At 58.9% G+C, this 25,119-nt stretch carries 25 protein-coding genes and 1 riboswitch; of the genes, 17 read left to right on the forward strand and 8 right to left on the reverse strand.

Annotation, left to right across the window (positions count from 1 at the left end):
* Positions 1-273: 273 nt before the first annotated feature.
* Entirely contained in the window at positions 274-363 is a 90-nt protein-coding gene (gene tisB / locus V1566_RS09550; protein WP_023332440.1) for a type I toxin-antitoxin system toxin TisB, read from the forward strand.
* A gap of 52 nt (positions 364-415) precedes the next feature.
* Here tisB and V1566_RS09555 read toward each other — a convergent pair whose 3' ends face one another.
* Entirely contained in the window at positions 416-1,699 is a 1,284-nt protein-coding gene (locus tag V1566_RS09555) for a putative acyl-CoA thioester hydrolase (RefSeq protein ID WP_159513681.1), read from the reverse strand.
* A 225-nt stretch (positions 1,700-1,924) separates the two neighbouring features.
* Here V1566_RS09555 and hutI point away from each other — a divergent pair, with 225 nt between their 5' ends.
* The 5 genes from hutI (at position 1,925) to hutH (ending at position 8,181) form a co-directional block, all read left to right on the forward strand.
* Positions 1,925-3,148: an imidazolonepropionase gene (gene hutI / locus V1566_RS09560; RefSeq protein WP_395305704.1), complete on the forward strand. Its 1,224-nt coding sequence runs from the start codon at positions 1,925-1,927 to the stop codon at positions 3,146-3,148.
* Positions 3,145-4,083 (forward strand): formimidoylglutamase, encoded by a 939-nt coding sequence (gene hutG / locus V1566_RS09565; RefSeq protein WP_395305705.1) that lies wholly within the window; start codon positions 3,145-3,147, stop codon positions 4,081-4,083. Before hutI ends, hutG begins: the two co-directional genes overlap by 4 nt.
* Before the next feature lie 19 nt (positions 4,084-4,102).
* Positions 4,103-4,837: a histidine utilization repressor gene (locus V1566_RS09570; RefSeq protein WP_159513684.1), complete on the forward strand. Its 735-nt coding sequence runs from the start codon at positions 4,103-4,105 to the stop codon at positions 4,835-4,837.
* A 126-nt stretch (positions 4,838-4,963) separates the two neighbouring features.
* Entirely contained in the window at positions 4,964-6,649 is a 1,686-nt protein-coding gene (hutU, locus tag V1566_RS09575; protein WP_395305706.1) for a urocanate hydratase, read from the forward strand.
* An 11-nt stretch (positions 6,650-6,660) separates the two neighbouring features.
* Positions 6,661-8,181 (forward strand): histidine ammonia-lyase, encoded by a 1,521-nt coding sequence (hutH, locus tag V1566_RS09580; protein ID WP_257258319.1) that lies wholly within the window; start codon positions 6,661-6,663, stop codon positions 8,179-8,181.
* 84 nt (positions 8,182-8,265) lie between these two features.
* Here the strand turns inward: hutH and V1566_RS09585 are convergent, their stop codons facing one another.
* Both V1566_RS09585 and bioA read right to left on the reverse strand, forming a co-directional pair.
* On the reverse strand, positions 8,266-8,742 hold the full coding sequence (locus tag V1566_RS09585; RefSeq protein ID WP_008501131.1) for a kinase inhibitor: 477 nt from the start codon (positions 8,740-8,742) through the stop codon (positions 8,266-8,268).
* A 48-nt stretch (positions 8,743-8,790) separates the two neighbouring features.
* Entirely contained in the window at positions 8,791-10,080 is a 1,290-nt protein-coding gene (gene bioA, locus V1566_RS09590) for an adenosylmethionine--8-amino-7-oxononanoate transaminase (protein ID WP_395305707.1), read from the reverse strand.
* Positions 10,081-10,166: 86 nt separating this feature from the next.
* Here bioA and bioB point away from each other — a divergent pair, with 86 nt between their 5' ends.
* Genes bioB through bioD form a run of 4 tightly spaced genes read left to right on the forward strand, consistent with a single transcriptional unit; the run spans position 10,167 to position 13,794 of the window.
* A complete protein-coding gene (bioB, locus tag V1566_RS09595) occupies positions 10,167-11,207 on the forward strand; it encodes a biotin synthase BioB (RefSeq protein WP_121425411.1) in 1,041 nt (346 codons plus the stop codon).
* Complete coding sequence (gene bioF, locus V1566_RS09600) at positions 11,204-12,361, forward strand: 8-amino-7-oxononanoate synthase (RefSeq protein ID WP_395305708.1); 1,158 nt, start codon at positions 11,204-11,206, stop codon at positions 12,359-12,361. Before bioB ends, bioF begins: the two co-directional genes overlap by 4 nt.
* Positions 12,345-13,100: a malonyl-ACP O-methyltransferase BioC gene (gene bioC, locus V1566_RS09605; RefSeq protein ID WP_193940194.1), complete on the forward strand. Its 756-nt coding sequence runs from the start codon at positions 12,345-12,347 to the stop codon at positions 13,098-13,100. The genes bioF and bioC overlap by 17 nt, the downstream gene beginning before the upstream one ends.
* The gene (gene bioD / locus V1566_RS09610) at positions 13,093-13,794 is read left to right on the forward strand and encodes a dethiobiotin synthase (RefSeq protein ID WP_395305709.1); all 702 of its coding nucleotides are present in this window, start codon (positions 13,093-13,095) and stop codon (positions 13,792-13,794) included. The genes bioC and bioD overlap by 8 nt, the downstream gene beginning before the upstream one ends.
* Here the strand turns inward: bioD and V1566_RS09615 are convergent.
* Positions 13,757-14,479: an ABC transporter ATP-binding protein gene (locus V1566_RS09615; RefSeq protein ID WP_121425407.1), complete on the reverse strand. Its 723-nt coding sequence runs from the start codon at positions 14,477-14,479 to the stop codon at positions 13,757-13,759. The genes bioD and V1566_RS09615 overlap by 38 nt on opposite strands.
* Before the next feature lie 752 nt (positions 14,480-15,231).
* On the opposite strand from V1566_RS09615, the gene uvrB reads away from it, so the two are divergent.
* A complete protein-coding gene (gene uvrB / locus V1566_RS09620) occupies positions 15,232-17,247 on the forward strand; it encodes an excinuclease ABC subunit UvrB (RefSeq protein ID WP_029742168.1) in 2,016 nt (671 codons plus the stop codon).
* A gap of 89 nt (positions 17,248-17,336) precedes the next feature.
* Here uvrB and yvcK read toward each other — a convergent pair whose 3' ends face one another.
* Positions 17,337-18,245: a uridine diphosphate-N-acetylglucosamine-binding protein YvcK gene (gene yvcK, locus V1566_RS09625; protein ID WP_048992088.1), complete on the reverse strand. Its 909-nt coding sequence runs from the start codon at positions 18,243-18,245 to the stop codon at positions 17,337-17,339.
* Between the two features lie 225 nt (positions 18,246-18,470).
* A riboswitch (molybdenum cofactor riboswitch) is annotated at positions 18,471-18,604 on the forward strand.
* Here yvcK and moaA point away from each other — a divergent pair.
* The 6 genes from moaA to V1566_RS09655 all read left to right on the forward strand — a co-directional run bounded on the left by moaA (position 18,592) and on the right by V1566_RS09655 (position 22,071).
* Positions 18,592-19,581 (forward strand): GTP 3',8-cyclase MoaA, encoded by a 990-nt coding sequence (moaA, locus tag V1566_RS09630; RefSeq protein WP_059346371.1) that lies wholly within the window; start codon positions 18,592-18,594, stop codon positions 19,579-19,581. (Overlaps the previous riboswitch by 13 nt.)
* A gap of 24 nt (positions 19,582-19,605) precedes the next feature.
* On the forward strand, positions 19,606-20,118 hold the full coding sequence (gene moaB / locus V1566_RS09635; protein ID WP_121425405.1) for a molybdenum cofactor biosynthesis protein B: 513 nt from the start codon (positions 19,606-19,608) through the stop codon (positions 20,116-20,118).
* Between the two features lie 3 nt (positions 20,119-20,121).
* Positions 20,122-20,607 (forward strand): cyclic pyranopterin monophosphate synthase MoaC, encoded by a 486-nt coding sequence (gene moaC, locus V1566_RS09640; RefSeq protein WP_023292962.1) that lies wholly within the window; start codon positions 20,122-20,124, stop codon positions 20,605-20,607.
* A complete protein-coding gene (gene moaD / locus V1566_RS09645) occupies positions 20,600-20,845 on the forward strand; it encodes a molybdopterin synthase sulfur carrier subunit (RefSeq protein ID WP_032649449.1) in 246 nt (81 codons plus the stop codon). The genes moaC and moaD overlap by 8 nt, the downstream gene beginning before the upstream one ends.
* Before the next feature lies 1 nt (position 20,846).
* On the forward strand, positions 20,847-21,299 hold the full coding sequence (gene moaE, locus V1566_RS09650) for a molybdopterin synthase catalytic subunit MoaE (RefSeq protein WP_395305710.1): 453 nt from the start codon (positions 20,847-20,849) through the stop codon (positions 21,297-21,299).
* 64 nt (positions 21,300-21,363) lie between these two features.
* Positions 21,364-22,071 (forward strand): Bax inhibitor-1/YccA family protein, encoded by a 708-nt coding sequence (locus V1566_RS09655; protein WP_029742164.1) that lies wholly within the window; start codon positions 21,364-21,366, stop codon positions 22,069-22,071.
* An 89-nt stretch (positions 22,072-22,160) separates the two neighbouring features.
* Here the strand turns inward: V1566_RS09655 and V1566_RS09660 are convergent, their stop codons facing one another.
* Genes V1566_RS09660 through V1566_RS09670 form a run of 3 tightly spaced genes read right to left on the reverse strand, consistent with a single transcriptional unit; the run spans position 22,161 to position 25,119 of the window.
* Positions 22,161-23,123 (reverse strand): YbhN family protein, encoded by a 963-nt coding sequence (locus V1566_RS09660; RefSeq protein ID WP_159513692.1) that lies wholly within the window; start codon positions 23,121-23,123, stop codon positions 22,161-22,163.
* Entirely contained in the window at positions 23,123-24,361 is a 1,239-nt protein-coding gene (clsB, locus tag V1566_RS09665; protein ID WP_063143110.1) for a cardiolipin synthase ClsB, read from the reverse strand. Before clsB ends, V1566_RS09660 begins: the two co-directional genes overlap by 1 nt.
* Positions 24,358-25,119, reverse strand: a complete 762-nt coding sequence (locus V1566_RS09670; RefSeq protein ID WP_023334979.1) for an endonuclease/exonuclease/phosphatase family protein — start codon at positions 25,117-25,119, stop codon at positions 24,358-24,360. Before V1566_RS09670 ends, clsB begins: the two co-directional genes overlap by 4 nt.

A 25,119-nucleotide genomic window follows, 5' to 3' on the forward strand; every position in this document is an offset into this window, starting at 1 on the left:
TTAATATAATCAGTGAGTTATTTATGTTCTCTTTATAAATTCCTAAACTCCCTTTAACTGTTTTTATGTACAGTAATGGTCTGATATTATTCTGTCCGTTGGTTTGATGTGTTGCAGTTCCGCAATTCAGGATCCTTTTTAAGTCCTGGCTGTCGGGTGGTGCCGACGGTGCCTAAACTGCGGAGCACATCAAAACATAACCAACACACCTCTGGTGACAGGCAGCGGAAAGGTAAATCAGAGGAGAAGTGCTCTATACCAAAGGAGTGGCGTATGAGCGGTGTGGAATGGGCAATTCTGTTCCTGCAACTCATGGTTGCGATTATGCAACTATTGGATGCGTATCTTAAGTTTGGTGCCTGACGTATCCAGTCGCAGTAAAAAGGGGGATTAACATCCCCCTTTTACTCTCATCTTACTGCTTCGGCTCAGCAACCACTTTGCTACCCAGACCGCGGTTATTGTATTCCCACATGCGGTTGAAGTTAGCGTCGTTCAGGTTGCGCTGCACGTTTCCTTTATCATCCACCGCACCGGTATTGCCGGAGAACGGACGTTTGGAGATCGCGGCATCAGCCCACGGCTTCGCCATGTTGAAGCCTTCGTTGATCACGCTGTCGCGGATCACGACCTGGCCGTTAGTGGCAGAGTCGACGTCCAGGGAGCGTCCCAGCTGCGCCACGCCGTCACCGGCAGCGTTAAAGCGGCTGTTCACGGCCAGGAAGCCGTAGAAGAGGTTAGACTGGGTTGCCGGAGCAAACACGTAGCCTTCCTGCTGAGTACGTGAATTCACCACGCGGAAATCGGTGTTATCAAACACCACCGCACCGCGCCCGGACACCAGATCCACGTCACCTTCAACGTAGCTATTGGTCACCAGGGTACGGGTCAGGCGGTTATTCTGCAGGGTGTTCTGCACGCCGCTGTTGGTCACGAAGAAGGTGTTCTGTCGGCCCAGAATGTTGACGTTGTTAATCTGCACCTGGTCGCCATCGCTACGCAGCGCAACGGCCTGGTGGTTACCGGCATCAACGCTGTCGCCCAGGGTATTCTGAATGGTCAGGTTCTGCAGCTGCAGACCGTTATTCTGAGACCAGAACACCGCTGAGCACATCACGCCAATGGTGGCGGAACGCTTGCTCTGGCAGTTATCAAACATGTACCACGCCGGTTTACCCGGCATATATTTACCGGCCGGGTTCACCAGGTGACGCCAGGTGTTGCTGTCGATTTCGGAATCAATCGCCAGGCCAATTTTTACGTCGATCGCTTTTTCGCCCAGACCGTAAAGCGTAACGCTGCCTGGAGCCGCCGGAACATATACGGTGCCTTCATATTCACCCGGCAGGATCGCGATATACTGTCGAGACGCGCTGTGTTTAGTGATGGCAGCATCAACCGCAGCCTGAATAGAGGTGTGCGTTACGCCCTGCGCACCTGCCGGGCCAACCACGAAGTCAGGCTGTTTAGGCAGGTTAATAGACGACGGGGTCCACGGCGCAGCGTTAGGATCCATCGCTGAGAAGTAGTGCGCACGGTCGAAGTTCTTCGCTTCATCAGCGGACAAAATCGGGCGGGAGGCGGTACCGGGCGCAGCCTGCTCAGAAGGTCGCTGATCCGGTGGAGTTGAACTGCATGCGGATAAGGTCACGCCAAAGGCGAGTGCTAACGCCAGACGGGAAATCCTGGAAATGTTCAAGGTGAAGCTCCTGGGTATGCAAGTCTTTACGGGATAGACGAAATAGCCTGCTTTTTTATACTAAGTTGAGCGAAACGGGAAGATAAAAAGGGTAAAAGTTGCATTTTTAGCCCCGGAGCGGCAGGTAAGTGATCACAAATAAATAACATTTTCCGCAAAGTCGGTTGACAGCAGACAACAGATGAAAATAAATGTCTATACAATCTAAGACAAGTGGAACGCCCCATGCAGCAGATTCATCCCGACGATGTAATATGGCGAAATGCGCGACTGGCTACGATGGTGCCGGACGTATCTGCGCCTTATGGACTGAAAGAGCAACATGCCCTGGTCGTGCGCGGCCACACTATTCTGGCCGTGATCCCTGAATCTGATATTCCTGCCGGACACCCTCGCTGTGTCGATCTTCAGGGGCGTCTGGTCACGCCTGGCCTGATTGACTGCCATACCCACCTGGTATTTGGCGGCGATCGCGCGGCGGAGTGGGAGCAGCGTCTGAACGGCGTCTCATATCAAACCATCAGCGCCCAGGGGGGTGGGATTAACGCTACCGTGACGGCGACGCGCAGCAGCTCACCCGAAACCCTGCTTCAACTGGCGCAGCAGCGGCTTCAGCGACTGATGAATGAAGGCGTCACCACGGTTGAAATCAAGTCGGGATACGGTCTAAACCCCGAGGCCGAAGAGAAGATGCTGCAGGTTGCGCGCCAGCTGAGCCTTAATAATCCGATCGATATCAGCCCAACGCTGCTGGCCGCACATGCAGTTCCTGCGGAATACCGGCAGGATCCCGATGCGTATCTCACGCTGGTCTGCGAGCAGATATTGCCCACGCTGTGGCAGAAAGAGTTATATGAAGCAGTAGACGTGTTTTGTGAAAACGTCGGCTTCACCCCGTCGCAAACCGAGCGCCTCTTTAAGGCTGCCACCGCGCTCGGTATTCCGGTGAAAGGGCATGTCGAGCAGCTGTCTAATCAGGGCGGCGCGGCGCTGGTCAGCCAGTATAAGGGGCTTTCCGCCGATCATATTGAGTATCTCGACGACGCAGGCGTTCAGGCGATGGCGGAAAGCGGCACGGTTGCCGTCCTGTTGCCGGGTGCGTTCTATTTTCTTCAGGAGCGCCAGCGACCGCCGGTGGAACGGCTCAGAAAACAGGGTGTCCCGATGGCCGTCGCGACCGACTATAACCCCGGCACCAGCCCGTTTGCCAGCCTGCACCTGGCGATGAACATGGCCTGCGTCCAGTTTGGTCTGACCCCTGAAGAAGCCTGGGCTGGCGTCACGCGGCATGCCGCGCAGGCGCTGGGCCGTGGCGCAACCCACGGGCAGCTCAGGGCAGGGTTTGTCGCTGATTTCATCGTCTGGGATGCTCGCCATCCGGTAGAGATGGTCTACGAGCCGGGACGCAATCCGCTGTATCAACGTATTTTCCGTGGGGAGGCAGTATGAGGTTATGGCGGCCGGTAGCCGAAACGGTCTGGCAGGGGCGCGACGACAGCGCCGAGGCCAGCAATGCAACGCGCATTTTCCAGACGATAAAGCAGCAGGGACAGTTCACGCCGCTTGCATCCGGCATCGCGCTGATCGGCTTTGAATGTGATGAAGGGGTAAAACGCAATCAGGGCAGGCCCGGCGCCATGCAGGCACCGGATATGCTGCGAAAAGCGCTGGCGAATATGGCAAGTCATCAGGGGCATGAACGGCTGGCGGATATGGGCTCGGTGTACGTTGAAGGCCACGAGCTGGAAGCGGCGCAGCAGGCTTTAAGCGATGCCGTCACGATCTGCCAGCGGTCCGGGATGCGCACGCTGGTCTTTGGCGGCGGGCACGAAACCGCCTGGGCGCACGGTCGGGGCGTTCTGGATGCGTTCCCGAACGAGCGCGTGGCGGTGATCAACCTTGATGCCCATCTTGACCTGCGCAAGGCCGACCATGCCACATCCGGCACCCCGTTTCGCCAGCTGGCGCATTACTGCGATGAGCGCGGGCGGGAATTTCAGTACGCCTGCTTTGGCGTGAGCCGGGCGGCGAACACGCTGGCGCTGTGGGATGAGGCCGAACGCCTGGACGTCACGCTGGTGGAAGATCTCCATTTCAGGCGCGATGCGCTATCCGCGCTGGAAAAGGTGCTGACGCAGGCCGATCGTATCTATCTGACGATCGATCTGGACGTCCTGCCCGCCAGCGAAATGCCTGCCGTGTCCGCCCCGGCTGCGTTAGGCATACCGGCGCTGGATCTTCTGCCGGTTATCGAACAAATCTGCCGCAGCGGTAAGCTACAGGCCGCCGATCTGGTAGAGTTTAACCCGCAGTACGATCGGGACGGACAGGGCGCAAAGCTTGCCGCCCGTCTGGCCTGGCAAATTGCTCACTGGTGGGCATAACACTATTCAAGGAGTCACGATGTTTTCACGCTCACCTCTGCCGCCGTCGAGCCCTCCTGCGCCTTTCTACGAAAAGGTGAAGCAGGCGATCAGCGAAAAAATCGCTACCGGCGTCTGGCGCCCGCACGATCGTATCCCCTCGGAGGCCGAGCTGGTGGCGCAGTTTGGTTTTAGCCGGATGACCGTCAACCGGGCGCTGCGCGAACTGACCGACGAAGGGCTTCTGGTGCGCCTGCAGGGCGTGGGGACGTTTGTGGCGGAACCGAAAGGGCAATCCGCCCTGTTTGAAATCCGCAGCATTGCCGATGAGATAACCTCGCGAAATCATCAGCACCGCTGTGAGGTGCTGGTGCTCGAAGAGACCCAGGCCAGCGCCGAGCAGGCCGTAGAGCTGAATGTCAAAGAAGGCAGCCGTATCTTCCATTCCGTGATGGTGCATTTTGAGAACGACATTCCGGTGCAGATTGAAGATCGCTGCGTTAACGCTGAGCGGATACCGGACTACCTGAATCAGGATTACACCCAGACCACGCCGCACGCCTATCTCTCGCTCGTCGCACCGCTGACGGAAGGGGAGCACATTGTGGAAGCCGTGCGCGCCACGCCGCAGGAGTGTGAGCGGCTGCGTATTAAAGAGCACGATCCGTGCCTGCTGATCCGCCGTCGGACCTGGTCCTCGTCGCACATCGTGTCGCATGCCCGGCTGCTTTTCCCGGGTAACCGCTACCGGCTGCAGGGCCACTTTATGTCATAAGTTTTAAAAGCGTGATAGCTAACGCAATATAACAAAATTGTATCTTTTTTGTTAAATCTGACCTTGTGTGTGCTTGTCTATACAAGTATATCTAAATGCATCACTGTCCCGTATGAGGAGCACACAATGTCGTCAGGTAAATACCGCCAGCAGGATGTCCGCGCCGCGCGCGGCACCACACTCACCGCCAAAAGCTGGCTCACCGAAGCCCCGCTGCGCATGTTGATGAACAACCTCGATCCTGAGGTAGCGGAGAACCCCCACGAGCTGGTGGTCTACGGCGGCATAGGCCGCGCCGCGCGCAACTGGGAATGCTATGACGCAATTGTAAAATCCCTGACCGAACTCGAACACGACGAAACCCTGCTGGTGCAGTCCGGCAAGCCGGTGGGCGTGTTCAAAACGCACAAAAACGCACCGCGCGTGCTGATCGCCAACTCTAACCTCGTGCCGCACTGGGCCACGTGGGAACACTTCAACGAACTGGACGCGAAAGGGCTGGCGATGTATGGCCAGATGACCGCGGGGAGCTGGATCTACATCGGCAGCCAGGGGATCGTGCAGGGCACCTACGAGACTTTCGTGGAAGCCGGTCGCCAGCACTATAACGGCTCGCTGAAAGGCCGCTGGGTATTGACCGCGGGTCTCGGCGGCATGGGCGGCGCGCAGCCGCTGGCCGCCACGCTTGCCGGCGCGTGCTCGCTCAACATTGAGTGCCAGCAGAGCCGCATTGATTTCCGTCTGCGCACCCGCTACGTCGATGAACAGGCAACCGATCTGGACGATGCGCTGGCGCGTATCAAAAAATACACCTCCGAAGGCAAAGCGGTGTCGATTGCCCTGTGCGGCAACGCGGCGGACATTCTCCCGCAGCTCGTCGCCCGCGGCGTGCGTCCGGATCTGGTCACCGACCAGACCAGCGCCCATGACCCGCTGCACGGTTACCTGCCAAAAGGCTGGACGTGGGAAGAATACCAGCAAAAAGCGGAAACCGACCCGGAAGGCACGGTGCTTGCCGCAAAACGCTCTATGGCAGAACACGTCTCCGCCATGCTGGCCTTTAGCCAGATGGGCATTCCGACCTTTGACTACGGCAACAACATCCGCCAGATGGCGAAAGAGATGGGCGTAAGTAACGCGTTCGACTTCCCGGGATTCGTTCCTGCCTATATCCGCCCGCTGTTCTGCCGCGGTATCGGCCCGTTCCGCTGGGTTGCCCTGTCCGGTGACCCGGAGGACATCTACAAAACCGATGCCAAAGTGAAAGAGATCGTCGCCGATGACGAACACCTGCACCGCTGGCTGGACATGGCCCGCGAGCGCATTAACTTCCAGGGCCTGCCGGCGCGTATCTGCTGGGTAGGGCTGGAGTGGCGGCAAAAACTGGGCCTCGCCTTCAACGAAATGGTGCGCAGCGGTGAAGTCTCCGCGCCGATCGTCATTGGCCGCGACCACCTTGACTCCGGCTCCGTCGCCAGCCCGAACCGCGAAACGGAAGCCATGCGCGACGGCTCGGATGCGGTCTCCGACTGGCCGCTGCTGAACGCTCTGCTGAATACCGCCAGCGGCGCGACCTGGGTGTCGCTGCACCACGGCGGCGGCGTGGGGATGGGCTTCTCCCAGCATTCCGGGATGGTCATCGTCTGCGACGGAACCGATGAAGCCGCCGCGCGTATCGCTCGCGTGCTGCACAACGACCCGGCCACCGGCGTGATGCGTCACGCGGATGCGGGTTACGAAATTGCCATTGACTGTGCCAAAGAGCAGGGCCTTAACCTGCCGATGATCCCTGCCACACAAGGAAAGCATTAATGAACGCATTAATGAACGCATTAACACTGACTCCCGGCTCGCTGACGCTCAAACAGCTGCGTAACGTCTGGCGTAAACCGGTCACCCTTTCGCTGGATGCAAGTGCCCATGCCGCCATTAACGACAGCGTCGCCTGCGTCGAAGCCATCGTTGCCGAAGGGCGCACCGCCTACGGGATTAACACCGGCTTTGGGCTGCTGGCGCAGACCCGCATCGCGACACACGATCTGGAAAACTTACAGCGTTCGCTGGTGCTGTCGCATGCCGCGGGCGTGGGTCAGCCGCTGGACGATGAGATTGTCCGTCTGATGATGGTCCTCAAAATCAACAGCCTGGCGCGCGGCTTTTCCGGTATTCGCCTGAGCGTGATTCAGGCGCTGATGGCGCTGGTGAATGCAGAAGTCTATCCGTGGATCCCGGCAAAAGGCTCCGTTGGTGCTTCCGGCGATCTTGCGCCGCTGGCGCACATGTCGCTGCTGCTGCTGGGCGAAGGCAAAGCGCGCTGGCAGGGCGAGTGGCTTCCTGCGAAAGAGGCGCTGAAAAAAGCCGGGTTAAATCCGATCACGCTGGCGGCGAAAGAGGGGCTGGCGCTGCTGAACGGCACACAGGCATCGACCGCTTTCGCGCTGCGCGGCCTGTTTGAAGCGGAAGATCTGTTTGCCTCGGCGGTAGTGTGCGGTGCGCTGACCACCGAAGCCGTGCTGGGCTCGCGTCGCCCGTTCGATGCCCGCATCCACGAGGTGCGCGGTCAGCGCGGGCAGATTGATGCCGCCGCGATGTACCGTCACGTGCTTACCGACACCAGCGAAATTGCCGATTCACACCATAACTGCGAAAAGGTGCAGGATCCGTATTCCCTGCGCTGCCAGCCGCAGGTGATGGGCGCGTGCCTGACGCAGCTGCGCCAGGCGGCAGAGGTCCTGTTGGTGGAGGCCAACGCGGTGTCCGATAACCCGCTGGTGTTCGCCCAGGAAAACGAGGTGGTTTCCGGCGGCAACTTCCACGCCGAGCCGGTGGCGATGGCGGCGGATAACATCGCCCTGGCGATTGCCGAAGTCGGCGCGCTGTCCGAGCGCCGTATTGCGCTGATGATGGATAAACATATGTCCCAGCTGCCGCCGTTCCTGGTGCGTAACGGCGGAGTCAACTCGGGCTTTATGATTGCCCAGGTGACCGCAGCGGCGCTGGCGAGCGAGAACAAAGCCCTGTCGCACCCGCACAGCGTGGACAGCCTGCCAACGTCAGCGAACCAGGAAGATCACGTTTCGATGGCACCGGCTGCCGGGCGTCGTCTCTGGGAAATGGCCTCCAACACCCGCGGCGTGCTGGCGGTGGAATGGCTGGCGGCAAGTCAGGGTGTCGATCTGCGAGAAGGGCTAAAATCCAGCCCGCTGCTGGAGCAGGCGCGTCATGCGCTGCGCGAGCATGTATCGCACTACGATGACGACCGCTTCTTTGCGCCGGATATTGATAAGGCGATGCAGCTTCTGGAAGAAGGGCGGCTGGTGGGGCTGTTGCCGCCGGTGCTGTGATTTTTTGCCCGGTGGCGCTGCGCTTACCGGGCCTACGCGTGCGAAATGTAGGCCGGGTAAGGCATAGCCGCCACCCGGTTTTTTTTATGAATACATCGCCGTAATCGACGCGCTGCCCAGCGAATGGAAGTGCACGTTAAACCCGACCATCGCGCCGCTCGCCCCTTCATCGACCTCAATCTTCTCCACATCCAGCGCGTGCACCGTGAAGATATAGCGGTGGGTTTCCCCTTTTGGCGGCGCCGCGCCGCCGTAGCCCGCTTTACCAAAATCGGTGCGCGTCTGAATGGCGCCTTCAGGCAGGGCAACCAGGTCTGAACCGGAGCCCTGCGGCAGGACGCGCGTGTCGGCTGGCAGGTTCGCCACAATCCAGTGCCACCAGCCGGAGCCGGTAGGCGCATCCGGGTCGTAGCAGGTCACGACAAAGCTTTTGGTTCCGGCCGGAACCTCGTCCCACGCCAGGTGCGGGGAGATGTTGTCTCCCTGATACCCCATGCCGTTGAATACGTGGCGTTCCGGCAGCTTTTCACCGTCGCGCAGATCTTTACTGATGATTTTCATACGGTTTACCCTCGTTGATCGCTCGTTCAGCAAGTGTAATGCATAGGGTTACATCGTGAAATGCGCGGGAATGTTAACGGCTGTTACGACCGCGTCGGTTAATTTACGCAGCTGCGCCGGCGTAATGCTGTACGGCGGCATCAGGTAGATAAGCTTGCCGAAAGGCCGCACCCAGACGCCCTGCTCAACGAAGAAGCGCTGCAGCGCCGCCATATTCACCGGATGGGTGGTTTCAAGCACCCCGATGGCGCCCAGCACGCGAACGTCCGCCACAAAATTCGCACCTGAGGCGGCGCTCAGCGCCTCTTTCAGCTGCGCCTCAATCGCCGCCACCTGCGTCTGCCACTCGCCGCTCTCCAGAATGGCCAGGCTTTCGCTTGCGACGGCGCAGGCCAGCGGATTACCCATAAACGTCGGGCCGTGCATAAAGCAGCCCGCCTCGCCGTCGCTGATGGTGTCGGCAACCTGACGGGTCGTGAGCGTGGCGGAGAGCGTCATGGTGCCGCCGGTCAGCGCCTTGCCCAGACACAGAATATCCGGGGCGATACCCGCATGTTCGCAGGCAAACAGCTTGCCGGTGCGGCCAAAGCCGGTAGCGATCTCATCGGCAATCAGCAGAATGCCTTCGCGGTCGCACATCCTGCGAATACGCCTCAGCCATTCCGGGTGGTACATCCGCATTCCGCCTGCGCCCTGCACAATCGGCTCCAGGATCACGGCGGCGATTTCATGGCGATGCACCGCCATCAGCCGCGCGAAGCCGACCATGTCCATCTCGTTCCACTCGCCGTCGAAGCGGCTCTGCGGGGCCGGGGCAAACAGGTTTTCCGGCAGATAGCCCTTCCACAGGCTGTGCATGGAGTTGTCCGGATCGCACACCGACATCGCCCCGAAGGTATCCCCGTGATAGCCGTTACGGAAGGTGAGGAAGCGCTGGCGCGTTTCGCCCTTCGCATGCCAGTACTGCAGCGCCATTTTCATCGCCACTTCCACCGCCACGGAACCGGAATCGGCCAGGAACACGCACTCCAGTGAGTCAGGCGTCATCGCCACCAGGCGACGGCATAAATCCACCGCGGGCTGATGGGTGATCCCGCCAAACATCACGTGCGACATCTGGTCAATCTGCGCCTTCATCGCCGCATTCAGGCGCGGGTGGTTGTAACCGTGAATGGCCGCCCACCAGGAGGACATCCCGTCAACGAGCCGCTCGCCGCTGGCGAGGTGCAGCTCGCAGCCGTGGGCCGAGGCCACCGGATAGACGGGAAGGGGGCGGGTGGTGGAGGTGTAAGGGTGCCAGATATGCTGCTTGTCGAAGGCGAGATCGTCCTGGGTCATAATCGACTTGTAAACCATTTTGAAAAGTTTTAGGTTTACGAGTATAAACCGAACCGAAAATTAACAAAACCCTTTGGAGAAGCCCAATGGCTCACCACGCACGCTGGACGATGTCGCAAGTTACTGAATTATTCAACAAACCTTTCCTTGAGCTGATGTTCGAAGCCCAACAGGTGCATCGTCAGCACTTCGATCCTCGCCATGTTCAGGTCAGCACGCTGCTGTCGATCAAAACCGGTGCCTGTCCTGAAGACTGCAAATATTGCCCGCAGAGCGCGCGCTACAAAACCGGCCTGGAGTCCGAACGGCTGATGGAAGTTGAGCAGGTGCTCGACTCGGCGCGCAAGGCGAAAAACGCCGGCTCGACCCGCTTCTGCATGGGCGCAGCGTGGAAGAACCCGCACGATCGCGACATGCCGTATCTGGAGCAGATGGTGAAGGGCGTGAAGGAGATGGGCCTCGAAGCCTGTATGACGCTCGGCACGCTGAACGACGAGCAGGCGCAACGCCTCTCCGCGGCGGGGCTGGACTACTACAACCATAACCTCGACACCTCGCCGGAGTTTTACGGCAACGTCATCACCACGCGTACCTATCAGGAGCGTCTGGATACCCTGGATAAAGTGCGCGATGCCGGGATCAAGGTCTGCTCCGGCGGTATCGTGGGCTTAGGTGAGACGGTGAAAGACCGCGCGGGCCTGCTGCTGCAGCTGGCTAACCTGCCGACCCCGCCGGAAAGCGTGCCGATCAACATGCTGGTGAAGGTCAAGGGCACGCCGATGGCGGACAACGACGACGTGGATGCGTTTGATTTTATCCGCACCATCGCGGTGGCGCGCATCATGATGCCGACCTCTTTCGTGCGCCTCTCCGCCGGTCGCGAGCAGATGAACGAGCAAACTCAGGCGATGTGCTTTATGGCCGGAGCCAACTCCATCTTCTACGGCTGCAAGCTGCTGACCACGCCGAACCCGGAAGAGGATAAAGACGTTCAGCTGTTCCGCAAGCTGGGGCTTAACCCGCATCAGACCGAGGTGCTGACGGGCGATAACGAGCAACAGCAGCAGCTGGAGCAGCAGATTTTCAACGCCGACACCGACCAGTTCTACAACGCGGCAGCCGTATGACCTGGCAGGCACGAGTGAATACCGCACTGGACGAACGCCGGGCGGCAGAGGCGTTTCGCGTTCGCAGGGTGGTGGAAAACGGCGCGGGTCGTTTTCTTACCCGCGAGGGGCGGCAGTTTTGTAATTTCTCCAGCAACGATTATCTCGGGCTGAGCCAGCATCCGGCCATCATCCGCGCCTGGCAGCAGGGGGCAGAGCGGTTTGGCGTAGGCAGCGGCGGCTCGGGACACGTCAGCGGATACACCACGGCGCATCAGGCGCTGGAAGAGGCGCTTGCCGACTGGCTGGGCTACCCGCGTGCGCTGCTGTTTATCTCCGGCTTTGCCGCCAATCAGGCGGTTATTACCGCCCTGATGGAAAAAGAGGACCGCATTGTCGCTGACCGCCTGAGCCACGCTTCGCTGCTGGAGGCGGCAAGTTTAAGCCCGGCGCAGCTGCGCCGCTTCGCCCATAACGATGCGGGGCAGCTCGCTGCGCTGCTGGATAAACCCTGCGACGGACAGCAGCTGGCGGTCACCGAAGGGGTGTTCAGCATGGACGGCGACAGCGCGCCGCTTGCCGCGTTGCACGGGGCCGCAAAGCGGCAAAACGCCTGGCTGCTGGTGGACGATGCCCACGGGATTGGCGTAATGGGCAACGAAGGTCGCGGCAGTGCGCATCAGCAAAACGTGAAGCCGGAGCTGCTGATTGTCACCTTCGGCAAAGGCTTTGGCGTCAGCGGCGCCGCCGTGCTGTGCAGCGAGTCCGTCGCCGACTATCTGCTGCAGTTTGCCCGACACCTGATCTACAGCACCAGCATGCCCCCGGCGCAGGCCGTGGCGCTGTCTGCGTCGCTGGCGGTGATCCGCAGCGCAGATGGGGATGAACGTCGTCAGCGGCTGGCGGAGCATATCTCTCGCTTCCGCCAGGGGCTAGCTGCGCTGCCCTTCCACAGCCCCGATTCGCAGAGCGCCATCCAGCCGGTGATTGTCGGCGAAAACGGCCGCGCGCTGGCGCAGGCACAGGCGCTGCGCGAGCGGGGCATGTGGGTGACCGCCATCCGCCCGCCAACGGTCCCGCCGGGTACCGCACGGCTGCGCTTAACCCTGACGGCGGCGCATGAAGCACGGGATATCCAGACGCTGCTGGAGGCGCTCCATGATGCCGGTGAATAAGCAGGCCGTTGCGGCGGCATTTGGCCGGGCCGCGCAGAGCTATTCGAAGCACGATGAACTGCAGCGTCAGAGCGCGCAGGGGCTTCTGGCCGCGCTTGGCGACAACCGCTTTCCGCAGGTGCTGGACGCGGGCTGTGGTCCCGGCAGCAACAGCCGCTACTGGCGCGGGACGGGAAGCCAGGTCACGGCTATCGACCTCTCAGAGCAGATGCTCGACGAGGCGCGTCAGCGGCAGGCAGCGGATCGCTATCTGCTGGCCGATATCGAGGCGATCCCGCTGGCGGATGCGCAGTTCGATCTGGTCTGGAGTCATCTGGCGGTACAGTGGTGCAGCAGCCTGCCGCAGGCCCTGCGCGAGCTTTATCGCGTGGCGCGACCGGGCGGGCAGGTGGCCTTTACCACCCTGCTGGAAAGTTCGCTGCCGGAGCTGAATCAGGCGTGGAAAGCGGTGGATGAGCAGCCGCACGCTAACCGCTTTTTATCGCATGACCAGGTGTCGCAGGCGCTGGCAGGCTGGCGCTATCGCAGCGTGGTGCAGACCATCACCCTCAATTTTAGCGATGCGCTCAGCGCCATGCGCTCGCTGAAGGGCATTGGGGCCACGCACCTGCATGCCGGGCGGGAGAGAAAACCGCTGACCCGGGGACAGCTGCAGCGTCTGGAACTGGCCTGGCCGCAGCAGCGGGGACATTTCCCGCTCTCTTATCAACTTTTTCATGGGATTATCGAACGTGACTGAACGTTATTTTGTTACCGGCACGGACACGGAAGTGGGCAAAACGGTTGCCAGCGCGGCGCTGCTGCAGGCGGCACGGAAGCTTGGAAAACACACCGCCGGATATAAGCCCGTTGCTTCCGGCAGCGAGATGACGGCGGAAGGGTTACGCAACACCGACGCGCTGGCGCTCCAGCGTAACAGCACGCTTGAACTCGCCTATTCAGCGGTCAATCCGTACACCTTTGCCGAACCAACCTCGCCGCACATTATCAGCGCTGACGAAGGTCGTCCGATCGATTTCGCGGTGCTGTCTGCCGGGTTACGGACGCTGGAAGGCCAGGCCGACTGGGTGCTGGTGGAAGGTGCAGGGGGCTGGTTTACGCCGCTTTCGGACACGCAGACGTTTGCTGACTGGGTGCAGGCCGAGCAGCTTCCGGTCATTCTGGTCGTCGGTGTCAAACTGGGCTGCATCAATCACGCCATGTTGACCGCACAGGCCGTACAGCAGGCCGGGCTGACGCTGGCGGGCTGGATAGCCAACGACGTGGTTGCGCCGGGTAAACGACACCAGGAGTATCTGGCGACGCTCAGGCGCGTCCTTCCCGACCCGTGCCTCGGAGAAATTCCCTGGCTTGCTGACGGCGCGGAAAATGCCGAAACCGGGCGTTATCTCGATCTCAGCGTCTTGCTTCCCGCGACATCCAGTGCGCGATAAGCTCGTCATCCAGTTCGTTAACGTGGCCCTGCGCCACGTTACGCCCGCGATAGAGCATACAGAAACGGTCCGCAACCCGGCGGATGAACGACAGCTGCTGCTCCGCTAACAGCACCGTCATACCTAACTCCCGGTTTAAGCGCACCAGCAGCTGCCCCAGCTTCTGGGCGAAGCTGTGTCCTGCGCCGTGCAGGGGCTCATCGAGGATCAGCAGGTGAGGACGGTTCACCAGCGCATTAGCCAGCGCCAGCTGGTACTGGTCGTCCGGAGAGAGCGTGTTGGCGCGGGTCTGCCGCAATGCGTAGAGCGCCGGAAACAAATCGTAAACGTCACTTTTCGCTTCCGGGTTGGGTTTCCCCATCGCCCGCATGGCGATATGCAGATTCTCCTCAATTGTTAACTGGGAGAAGATCCGCCTGTCCTGCGGGACATAGCCTATCCCCGGTCCTGACCGCTGTTCTGGCGGCAGGTTAAGCAAATCACGCGGCGGCGCGCCCGCTTCATGCCAGATGATGCTCCCGCTTTCGACGGGCACTCTCCCGGCGATGCAATTCATGAGGGTGGTTTTCCCCATTCCCGGCAGGCCAACAACGCCTGTACACATCCCTTGCGGAAAATCCAAATTCACGTTCCATAGCGTATGTTGGCTTCCGTAAAACTGATTCACAGCACGCAGACTCAACATCTTTCTCTCCTTAAAAATGTGTGTGGGTGAGGCTCGAGTTTGAGACTGCAAAACCCCTGCCAGAAACCGAAAAGTGTTTAAAAAAACGGCTTTTTTAGGAATAAGTCACCGGAGAGGGGCTGAGAAAAAAGGGGATTGCACATCGACGGTGCTGGCGGTGTTGAGTTGTGGTGCAGTGCCCGAAATGATGAAAATGTGAGCAAGATCTCATCAGTTGGTTATGAATGACACAACTGTTAATCATCAAAAAATAGCTATAAAAATTTTTTACTGCCGTCTCGTGGGAAAATCCGGGAATTTGCCGAGCGCCACGCTGTATGGGCTGGAAGCAGTTATCCACTATTCCTGTGGATAACCATGTGCATTAGAGTTAGAAAACACGCGATAAGCGAGAGAAGACGCGGCTTACGCCCAAATTGACGCGAAACGCGGCTTTAGAAAATATCGTTTATTATTTAACTGCTTAGATAAAAGCAATTCCCGTCATGAAAGTGTCACCCGTTGCCACAAAACTATCATTACCTGGCTTGACAAATGTTAAAAAAGAAAAAGTTCTGGGGATAACCTGACCTGACTGGTGTTTTATATTGTCACAGCCTAAATTTTGGCCGATATCGCACCAATCCTTAAGGCGCTATGCTAAATATCCTGACATGCCACTGGTTTTTCATCCAGTGTTTTTTACTGGCATTCCTGGCAACAACGAGTAAAATTACTCACCTGCCGCTTATAACGTCATCAGGTTGTCGCCCATGAGTAAACCGTTCAAATTGAATTCTGCTTTCCGTCCATCTGGCGATCAGCCTGAGGCGATCCGTCGTCTGGAAGAGGGGCTGGAAGATGGGCTGGCGCACCAGACGCTGCTGGGGGTAACCGGCTCGGGTAAAACCTTCACCATCGCCAACGTGATTGCGGATCTCCAGCGCCCAACGATGGTGCTGGCACCCAATAAAACCCTGGCCGCGCAGCTTTACGGCGAGATGAAAGAGTTCTTCCCGGAAAATGCGGTGGAGTATTTCGTCTCCTACTACGATTACTACCAGCCTGAAGCCTATGTGCCGAGCTCTGACACCTTCATCGAGAAGGACGCCTCGGTGAACGAACACATCGAGCAGATGCGACTGTCGGCCACGAAGGCACTTCTGGAGCGTCGCGACGTGGTCGTTGTCGCATCGGTTTCCGCGATCTACGGTCTGGGCGATCCGGATCTCTATCTCAAGATGATGCTGCACCTGACGCAGGGGATGATCATCGACCAGCGCGCCATCGTTCGTCGTCTGGCGGAGCTGCAGTATGCCCGTAACGATCAGGCGTTCCAGCGCGGGACGTTCCGCGTACGCGGTGAGGTGATCGACATCTTCCCGGCGGAATCAGACGATATGGCGCTGCGCGTCGAGCTGTTTGACGAAGAGGTTGAACGCCTGTCGCTCTTCGACCCGTTGACCGGACACGTTGAGTCTGTGATCCAGCGCTTCACCATCTACCCGAAAACGCACTACGTGACGCCGCGCGAGCGTATCGTGCAGGCGATGGAAGAGATCAAAGTGGAGCTGGCCGAGCGCCGTAAGGTGCTGCTGGCGAACAATAAGCTGCTGGAAGAGCAGCGCCTGAGCCAGCGTACCCAGTTCGACCTTGAGATGATGAACGAGCTGGGCTACTGCTCCGGCATTGAAAACTACTCGCGCTTCCTCTCCGGGCGCGGGCCGGGCGAGCCGCCGCCGACGCTGTTTGACTACCTTCCGGCAGACGGTTTGCTGGTGATCGACGAATCCCACGTCACGATCCCGCAGATCGGCGGGATGTACCGCGGCGACCGGGCGCGTAAAGAGACGCTGGTGGAGTACGGCTTCCGCCTCCCGTCGGCGCTGGATAACCGCCCGATGAAATTTGAAGAGTTTGAGGCGCTCGCGCCGCAAACCATTTACGTCTCGGCCACGCCAGGCAACTACGAGCTGGAGAAATCCGGTGAAGACGTTGTCGATCAGGTTGTGCGTCCAACGGGTCTGCTCGACCCGATTATCGAGGTGCGTCCGGTGGCCACGCAGGTGGACGATCTGCTCTCGGAGATCCGCGCCCGTTCCGCCATCAATGAGCGCGTGCTGGTGACCACGCTCACCAAGCGCATGGCGGAAGACCTCACCGAGTATCTCGAAGAGCACGGCGAGAAGGTGCGTTATCTGCACTCGGATATCGATACCGTGGAGCGCATGGAGATTATCCGCGATCTGCGTCTGGGCGAGTTTGACGTGCTGGTGGGGATCAACCTGCTGCGAGAAGGTCTGGATATGCCGGAAGTCTCGCTGGTGGCGATTCTGGATGCGGACAAAGAGGGCTTCCTGCGTTCCGAGCGTTCGCTGATCCAGACCATTGGCCGTGCGGCGCGTAACGTCAACGGTAAAGCGATTCTGTACGGTGACAAAATCACCCCGTCGATGGCGAAAGCGATTGGCGAAACGGAGCGCCGCCGCGAGAAGCAGCAGCGCTACAACGAAGAGCACGGCATTACGCCGCAGGGGCTGAACAAGAAGGTGGTGGATATTCTGGCGCTGGGTCAGAACATTGCCAAAACCAAAGCGAAAGGCCGCGGGAAGGCTCGTTCAGTGGTGGAAGAAGATACCGTCGTGCTGACGCCGAAAGCGCTGCAGCAGAAAATCCACGAGCTGGAAGGGCAGATGATGCAGCACGCGCAGAATCTGGAGTTCGAAGAGGCGGCGCAGATCCGCGACCAGCTTCATCAGCTGCGGGATCTTTTCATCGCGGCATCGTAGTTTCTTGCCCGGTGGCGCTGCGCTTACCGGGCCTACGGGGTTGCGTCTTTTGTAGCCCCGGTAAGCGCAGCGCCACCGGGGGGTTTTTGCTAACCCAGCGCCTGAATCGCCTTCTCCAGCGCCTCGCGCAGCAGGTGACGGTCGTGGCGATACTTGATATCGCTGGCCTCCAGCGGCTCCTGCACCACCAGACGATCGCCAATCCCTGACACATCCACTTTCGGGCCCACGACTACGCCGTCAATGATCTTCTTGCCGACGTAATGCTCCATTAATTCAAGCTTGTCCGCCAGCGACAGGCTCGCCGCCGCCGGACTCAGTTCACGACCCAGGTTACCGATGTAAACCATCGGGGCAGGGGTGCGGCGCAGCGCCTGCGCCAGCTCTTTCACCAGCAGAATGGGCATCAGGCTGGTGTAAAAACTGCCTGGACCGATCAGGATAAGATCCGCTTCCCCGATAGCCTCCACCGCTTCGCGCGTGGCGGGTACGCTCGGATAGGTCATTAGCTCCGTCGGCGGCAGGAGGAGTTGGTCAATATTCACCTCGCCGTAAACTTCATGCCCTTCAGCGTCGATAGCCATCAAATCGACCGGTTGTTCAGACATGGGGATCAGGAATGCATCCACTTTTAGCAGATTACGGATCAGGTTGATGGCTTCGAGAGGCCGCACGCTCAGGTGATCAAGCGCCTTTAACATCAGATTTCCGAGGTTATGCCCGGAAAGTTCGCCATTACCGCCAAAACGGTACTCAAACATCGCCGACGCGACGCTTGGCTCGGTAATTAACTGGTTCAGACAGTTGCGCATATCTCCCCAGGCAATCCCGCCTTCGGCACGCCGGATCCGCCCCGTTGAGCCACCGTTATCGGTGGTGGTCACTATCCCTGTCAGCCTTGAGCCAAGTGACGACAATGAGGACATGACGCGGCCCAGGCCGTGGCCTCCGCCAAGAGCGACCACTCGGTCAAGATCCGCAAAAGTGCGATTGCGCATAGGTATTCCTTATCACGTTCGATCGCGTAACAGTAACCTAACTACCCCTAAAAGACGATGCCTCACCCGATGCAAAATGACGTATATCAATGTGAAAATGTGGTTTTTAGGTATTCTGTAGCGAAAATGCAGGATTGAATCGCTATATAGCTAATTATATAGCGAAAAGCGATAATGGCGTCGTCAGAATTTCCGCGCTACTATCGCCCTAACCACGTTTTCAAAATTGAAAACATACACTCTAGCCCTTGTGCCTGTGTCGAAAGATATGGCGCTCTGGCCGTGGCGAATTTGCCACCAGGGTACAGAAAGAAATGACTGTGCCTCCCGATCTGGAAAGGTGTACATGGCTTCACAACTTACTGATGCTTTCGCGCGTAAGTTTTATTACTTACGTCTGTCGATTACCGATGTGTGCAACTTCCGTTGCACCTACTGCCTGCCCGACGGCTACAAACCGGGCAGCGTTACCAATAACGGCTTTCTCTCCGTGGATGAAGTGCGCCGCGTCACGCGCGCCTTCTCTGAGCTCGGCACCGAAAAAGTGCGTCTGACCGGCGGTGAACCCTCTCTGCGCCGTGATTTTCCCGACATCATCGCCGCCGTGCGTGAAAACGAACGTATCCGCCAGATTGCCGTGACCACCAACGGTTACCGCATGGCGCGTGACGTGGCGAACTGGCGCGATGCGGGACTGACGGCGATCAACGTCAGCGTCGATAGCCTCGATGCCCGTCAGTTCCACGCCATTACCGGCCAGGATAAATTTCAGCAGGTTATGGACGGCATCGACGCGGCATTTGCGGCCGGGTTCGAGAAGGTCAAAGTCAACACGGTTCTGATGCGTGATGTGAACCATCATCAGCTCGATACCTTCCTGGCGTGGATCAAATCCCGCCCTATACAGCTGCGTTTTATCGAGCTGATGGAAACCGGCGAGGGCAGCGAGCTGTTCCGTCGCCATCACATCTCCGGCATGGTGCTGCGCGACGCGCTGCTGAGACGCGGCTGGATCCACCAGATCCGCCAGCGCAGCGATGGCCCGGCGCAGGTCTTCTGCCACCCGGATTACGAAGGTGAGATAGGGCTTATCATGCCCTATGAGAAAGACTTCTGCGCCAGCTGCAACCGCCTGCGCGTCTCCTCCGTTGGCAAGCTCCATCTTTGCCTGTTCGGCGACGGCGGCGTGGACCTACGCGATCTGCTGGAAGACGATGCGCAGCAGGACGCGCTTGAAGCACGTATTTCTGAAGCGCTGACGCATAAAAAACAGACCCACTTCCTGCATCAGGGCAATACCGGTATTACTCAGAACCTGTCCTACATCGGCGGGTAATCAGGCTTAAGAAGGAATCAGAAGATGAGTCAGGTAAACGCAGAATTTATCCCGACACGCATTGCTATCCTTACCGTTTCCGACCGCCGCGGCGAAGAGGATGATACCTCCGGCCACTGGCTGCGCGAGGCGGCCCATGACGCGGGGCATCACATCGTCGATAAAGCGATCGTGAAGGAGAACCGCTACGCCATTCGCGCTCAGGTTTCTCAGTGGATTGCCAGCGATGAGGTGCAGGTGGTGCTGATCACCGGCGGCACCGGCTTTACCGCAGGCGATCAGGCCCCCGAAGCGCTTATCCCGCTGTTTGACCGCGAGGTGGAAGGCTTCGGCGAGGTGTTCCGCATGCTCTCCTTTGAAGAGATTGGTACCTCCACGCTCCAGTCGCGCGCGGTGGCCGGGGTGGCTAACAAAACCCTGATTTTCGCCATGCCGGGTTCGACCAAAGCCTGCCGCACCGCGTGGGAAAACATCATTGCCCCGCAGCTGGATGCCCGTACCCGTCCGTGTAATTTTCATCCCCATTTAAAGAAATAAGCTATGTCACAACTGACCCACATTAACGCCGCCGGCGAAGCGCATATGGTGGATGTTTCCGCCAAAGCCGAAACGGTGCGCGAGGCGCGCGCGGAAGCGTTCGTCACTATGCTGCCGGAAACGCTGGCGATGATTATCGACGGCAGCCACCATAAGGGCGACGTCTTTGCCACCGCGCGCATCGCGGGTATTCAGGCCGCCAAGCGCACCTGGGATCTCATTCCGCTGTGCCACCCGCTGATGCTGAGCAAGGTGGAAGTGAACCTGCAGGCGCAGCCGGAGCAGAGCCGCGTGCGCATTGAGTCACTTTGCCGCTTAACCGGCAAAACCGGCGTGGAGATGGAAGCACTCACGGCGGCTTCCGTTGCCGCGCTAACCATCTACGACATGTGCAAAGCGGTGCAGAAAGATATGGTCATTGGCCCGGTTCGCCTGCTGGCAAAAAGCGGCGGCAAATCCGGTGATTTTAAGGTGGACAGCCATGATTAAGGTGCTCTTTTTTGCCCAGGTGCGCGAGCTGGTGAATACCGACAGCCTGACGCTGGATGCGTCCTTTGAAAACGTCGCTGCCCTGCGTGCGCATCTGGCGGCACAAAGCGACCGCTGGGCGCTGGCGCTGGACGAAGGCAAGCTGCTGGCCGCCGTTAACCAGACGCTGGTGGAGTTCACTCACCCGCTGGCTGAAGGGGATGAAGTGGCCTTCTTCCCGCCGGTGACGGGGGGCTAAGATGGCTGAAACCCGAATTCTGGTGAGCCCCGAGCGTTTTAACGTGGGGACCGAATACAGCTGGCTGGCGGAACGAGATGAAGACGGCGCGGTCGTCACCTTCACCGGCAAGGTGCGCAACCACAACCTCGGCGACAGCGTGAAGGCACTGACGCTGGAGCACTATCCGGGGATGACCGAGAAATCGCTGGCGGAGATTGTCGACGAGGCGCGGGGCCGCTGGCCGCTTGGCCGCATCACGGTGATTCACCGCATCGGCGAGATGTGGCCCGGCGAGGAGATTGTCTTCGTCGGGGTGACCAGCGCACACCGCGGCAGCGCGTTTGCGGCAGGGGAGTTCATTATGGATTACCTCAAAACCAAAGCGCCGTTCTGGAAGCGCGAAGCCACGCCGGAAGGTGACCGCTGGGTTGAATCTCGCGACAGCGATAAACAAGCCGCCAGCCGTTGGTAGTCGGTTTACGTGGATGTGTTAATCTTAACGTGTGTGTCTACTTAAACTTAATCAGGAGTGAATCATGGACCGATTTCCGCGTTCCGATTCAATAGTACAGCAGACCCGTAGCGGCCTGCAGACGTATATGGCTCAGGTGTACGGCTGGATGACGGTTGGCCTGCTGCTTACCGCGTTTATCGCGTGGTATGCGGCGAACACGCCTGAACTGATGATGTTTATCTTCTCCAGCAAAATCACCTTCTTTGGGCTGATTATCGCGCAGCTGGCGCTGGTGTTTGTGCTTTCGGGTCTGGTGCAAAAGCTGAGTGCCGGAATGGCGACCACGCTGTTTATGCTCTATTCGGCGCTGACCGGGCTGACGCTTTCCAGTATTTTCATCGTCTACACCTACTCCTCCATAGCCAGCACCTTTGTGGTGACCGGCGGGATGTTCGGCGTGATGAGTCTCTACGGTTACACCACGAAGCGCGATCTGAGCGGTTTAGGCAGCATGCTGTTTATGGGGCTGATTGGGATTGTGCTGGCGTCGCTGGTGAACCTGTGGCTGAAGAGCGACGCGCTGATGTGGGCCGTGACCTACATCGGGGTGGTGATCTTCGTTGGATTGACGGCGTATGACACCCAGAAGCTGAAAAACATCGGCGAGCAGATTGACGTACGCGATAGTTCAAACCTGCGCAAATACGCGATCCTGGGCGCGCTGACGCTGTATCTGGACTTCATCAACCTGTTCCTGATGCTGCTGCGTATTTTCGGCAACCGTCGCTAGGGTTGTTTTGCCGGGTGGCGGCTTCGCCTTACCCGGCCTACGAAACGCGAACCGTAGGTCGGGTAAGGCGAAGCCGCCACCCGACTTATTCACTTCGCTAACATCCTCTCATTCTTTGCCCGTAATTTCTTCGCCCGACTCTCCAGCACCAGATAACAGACCGTTGCCAGCGCCAGCGGCAGGAAGTAATACAGCATGCGGTATGCCAGCAGGGCCGCGATAATCGTGCCCTGAGAGACATGCTCCCCGGCCAGCAGGGCGATAAATACCGCTTCCAGCACGCCGATCCCCGCCGGAATATGCACAATCACGCCCGCAATACTGCTCACCAGCAGCACGCCCAGCACGAAGAAGTAGTTCACGTCCTCGCCAATCAGCAGCCAGATAATGGCCCCCATCGCCATCCAGTTGGCGCTGGAGACGGTCATCTGAAGCACCGCAAACTTCCATGAGGGCAGCACCAGCTTTTGCCCTTTAATGGTCATATGACGGCGTCTGGCAAACGCGCAGGCCCAAAGATAAACGGCGATGATCAGTAGCAGTACGATGCCCAGAATGCGCAGCGTGGCCTCATCGATATACCAGTGCGCGGGCAGCTGCACCACGCCGATGGTGAAGATCACCCCGCCGAGCAGAATATAACCCAGCCAGTTGGTGGTGATGCTCAATGAGAAAATGCGCGTGATGGTCCCGCCCGGCAGGCCGAGCCGCGAATAAAGGCGATAGCGCATGCCAATGCCGCCGACCCAGGTGCTCAGCGTCAGGTTAAAGGCGTAGCAGATAAACGACACCAGCATCACCTGACGTTTGGCCAGCTTGTGGCCGCAGTAAGCTCGGCCCAGCAGGTCATAGCAGCCGTACATCAGATAGCTCACAATAACCAGCCCTACAGCGCCCAGCAGCACCATCCGGTTATAGTTGCGGATGACTTTCCACACCTCTTCCCAGTCAACTTTCTGCGCGTAGACCACCAGCAGAACCGCGACCGCAATAAAAAACAGCCAGGTCAGGATCTTTTTTGCCAGCCGCCAGCGCGGATGCGATTTCGACATCAGGGTTTGCCTCCATCTTCCGCTTCAATACGGTCCTGGGTTTCCATTTCCGGTTGTACCGGTGGGTCGACCTGCGCAAGCTTAGGCGTATGCGCTGGCAGCCAGCCGACCATGGCCGGGAAATGGCGCAGAAAGTGGAACACCACCACGCTGATGCCCAGGTTCCACCAGGTACGTTTGGGGACCATGGATTCGTCCACGCGCACGCTGTCGTTAACGATCAACGCCTGCAGGTTATCCCGCAGGGTCTGGTTAAACTGGCGATCGTGAATGATCAGGTTGGCTTCAAGGTTGAGCGATAAGCTCAGCGGATCGAGGTTACTGGAGCCCACGGTTGCCCAGTGATCGTCCATCAGCGCCACTTTGCCGTGCAGCGGTCGGCGGCGATATTCGTAGATCTGTACGCCGCCCTTCACCAGATAGTTATACAGCAGCCGCGCGCCGACTTTGACTATCGGCATATCCGGCTCGCCCTGCACAATCAGCTTCACGCGTACCCCGCGCCGGGCCGCATTGCGCATGGCGTGCAGCAGACGATAGCCCGGGAAAAAGTAGGCGTTAGCAATAATCACTTCGCGCTTCGCGTTGGCGAGCATCTTGAGATAATGACGTTCAATGTCGTCTCGGTGCTCGCCGTTATCCCGCCAGACGAAAAGGGCCTGCGCTTCGCCGGGCTTCCGGTTCTCTTCCGGGCGATGGCGGCGTCTCCACCAGCGGCGAACGGCCTCTTTACCCGGCAGGTTCTCCAGCTCAAACAGTAAGATGTCCTGCACCACCGGGCCTTCTATGCGAATGGCGTAGTCCTGCTTTGCCTCCGGGCCGTAGTCGGACATATGCTCAGCGGAGTAGTTAATGCCGCCGACAAACGCCACCGTCTCGTCCACCACCACAATTTTGCGGTGCATCCGGCGGAAAAGATTGGTACGCATGCCGAACAGGCGAGGGCCGGGATCGTAGTAGCGGAACACCACGCCCGCGGAGGTCAACTCATTGACAAACGCATCGCTGAGATCCGGCGAACCATAGCCATCAAGAAGCACTTCAATTGTGACGCCGCGCTGGGCGGCGCGCAGCAGCACGCTGTGCAACTGCTTGCCGACGTTATCTTCGAACCAGATAAAGGTCTCGAGGATCACCTTCTGCTGAGCGTTATCAATCGCCTTAAACACGGCCGGGTAATACTCGTCCCCGTTGACCAGCAGCGTGATTCGGTTGCCTTCCTGCCAGGAACATTTCATAGGTGGATCTCCGCGCTGAGCGGCGCGTGGTCGGAAAGATGTCGCCAGTTAAGGAGCGCCAGAGCGGTCGGGCTGCTGGCGTGAGCATTTTTCACGTAGATGCGGTCAAGCCGAAGCAGCGGGAAACGGACAGGGAAGGTGCGCGCAGGCCTGCCGTTGGCGCGAGTAAAAATCTCCTCCAGTCCGGCATCCACCTTCAACGGATGGTTTGCCCGCTGTCGCCAGTCGTTGAAATCGCCTGCCACGACCACCGGTTCACCTTCGGGAAGGGCGTTGGCCCATTCGGCCAGCATTTTCAGCTGCGCCTGACGATGGGCTTCGCGAAGACCCAGATGAACACAGCCGACATGCACAGGTCGCTCGAGGTCGGGCGGGGTAATACGGCAGTAAAGCAGGCCGCGTTTTTCGCTTTCCCCGACGGAAACGTCGCGGTTTTCGTAATGTTCAATGGGGTAACGGGACAGCACCGCGTTGCCATGATGTCCTTCCGGGTAGACCGCGTTGCGGCCGTAGGCGTAATCACTCCACATGGTGTCGGCCAGAAATTCATAGTGCGGCGTGTCGGGCCAGTTCTCAAAGTGGAGCGGATGCACTTCGTGTGCGCCCATCACCTCCTGCAGGCAGACAATATCCGCGCTGACGGTGCGAACCGCGTCGCGCAGCTCCGGTAAAATGAAGCGGCGATTAAATGCTGTGAAGCCCTTATGAATGTTTATCGTCAGCACCTTAAGCGAGAAATGCTGCATTTTTTGAGTCAT

Source organism: Enterobacter sp. ECC-019 (assembly GCF_043974075.1).
Taxonomy (GTDB): Bacteria; Pseudomonadota; Gammaproteobacteria; order Enterobacterales; family Enterobacteriaceae; genus Enterobacter; species Enterobacter asburiae_D.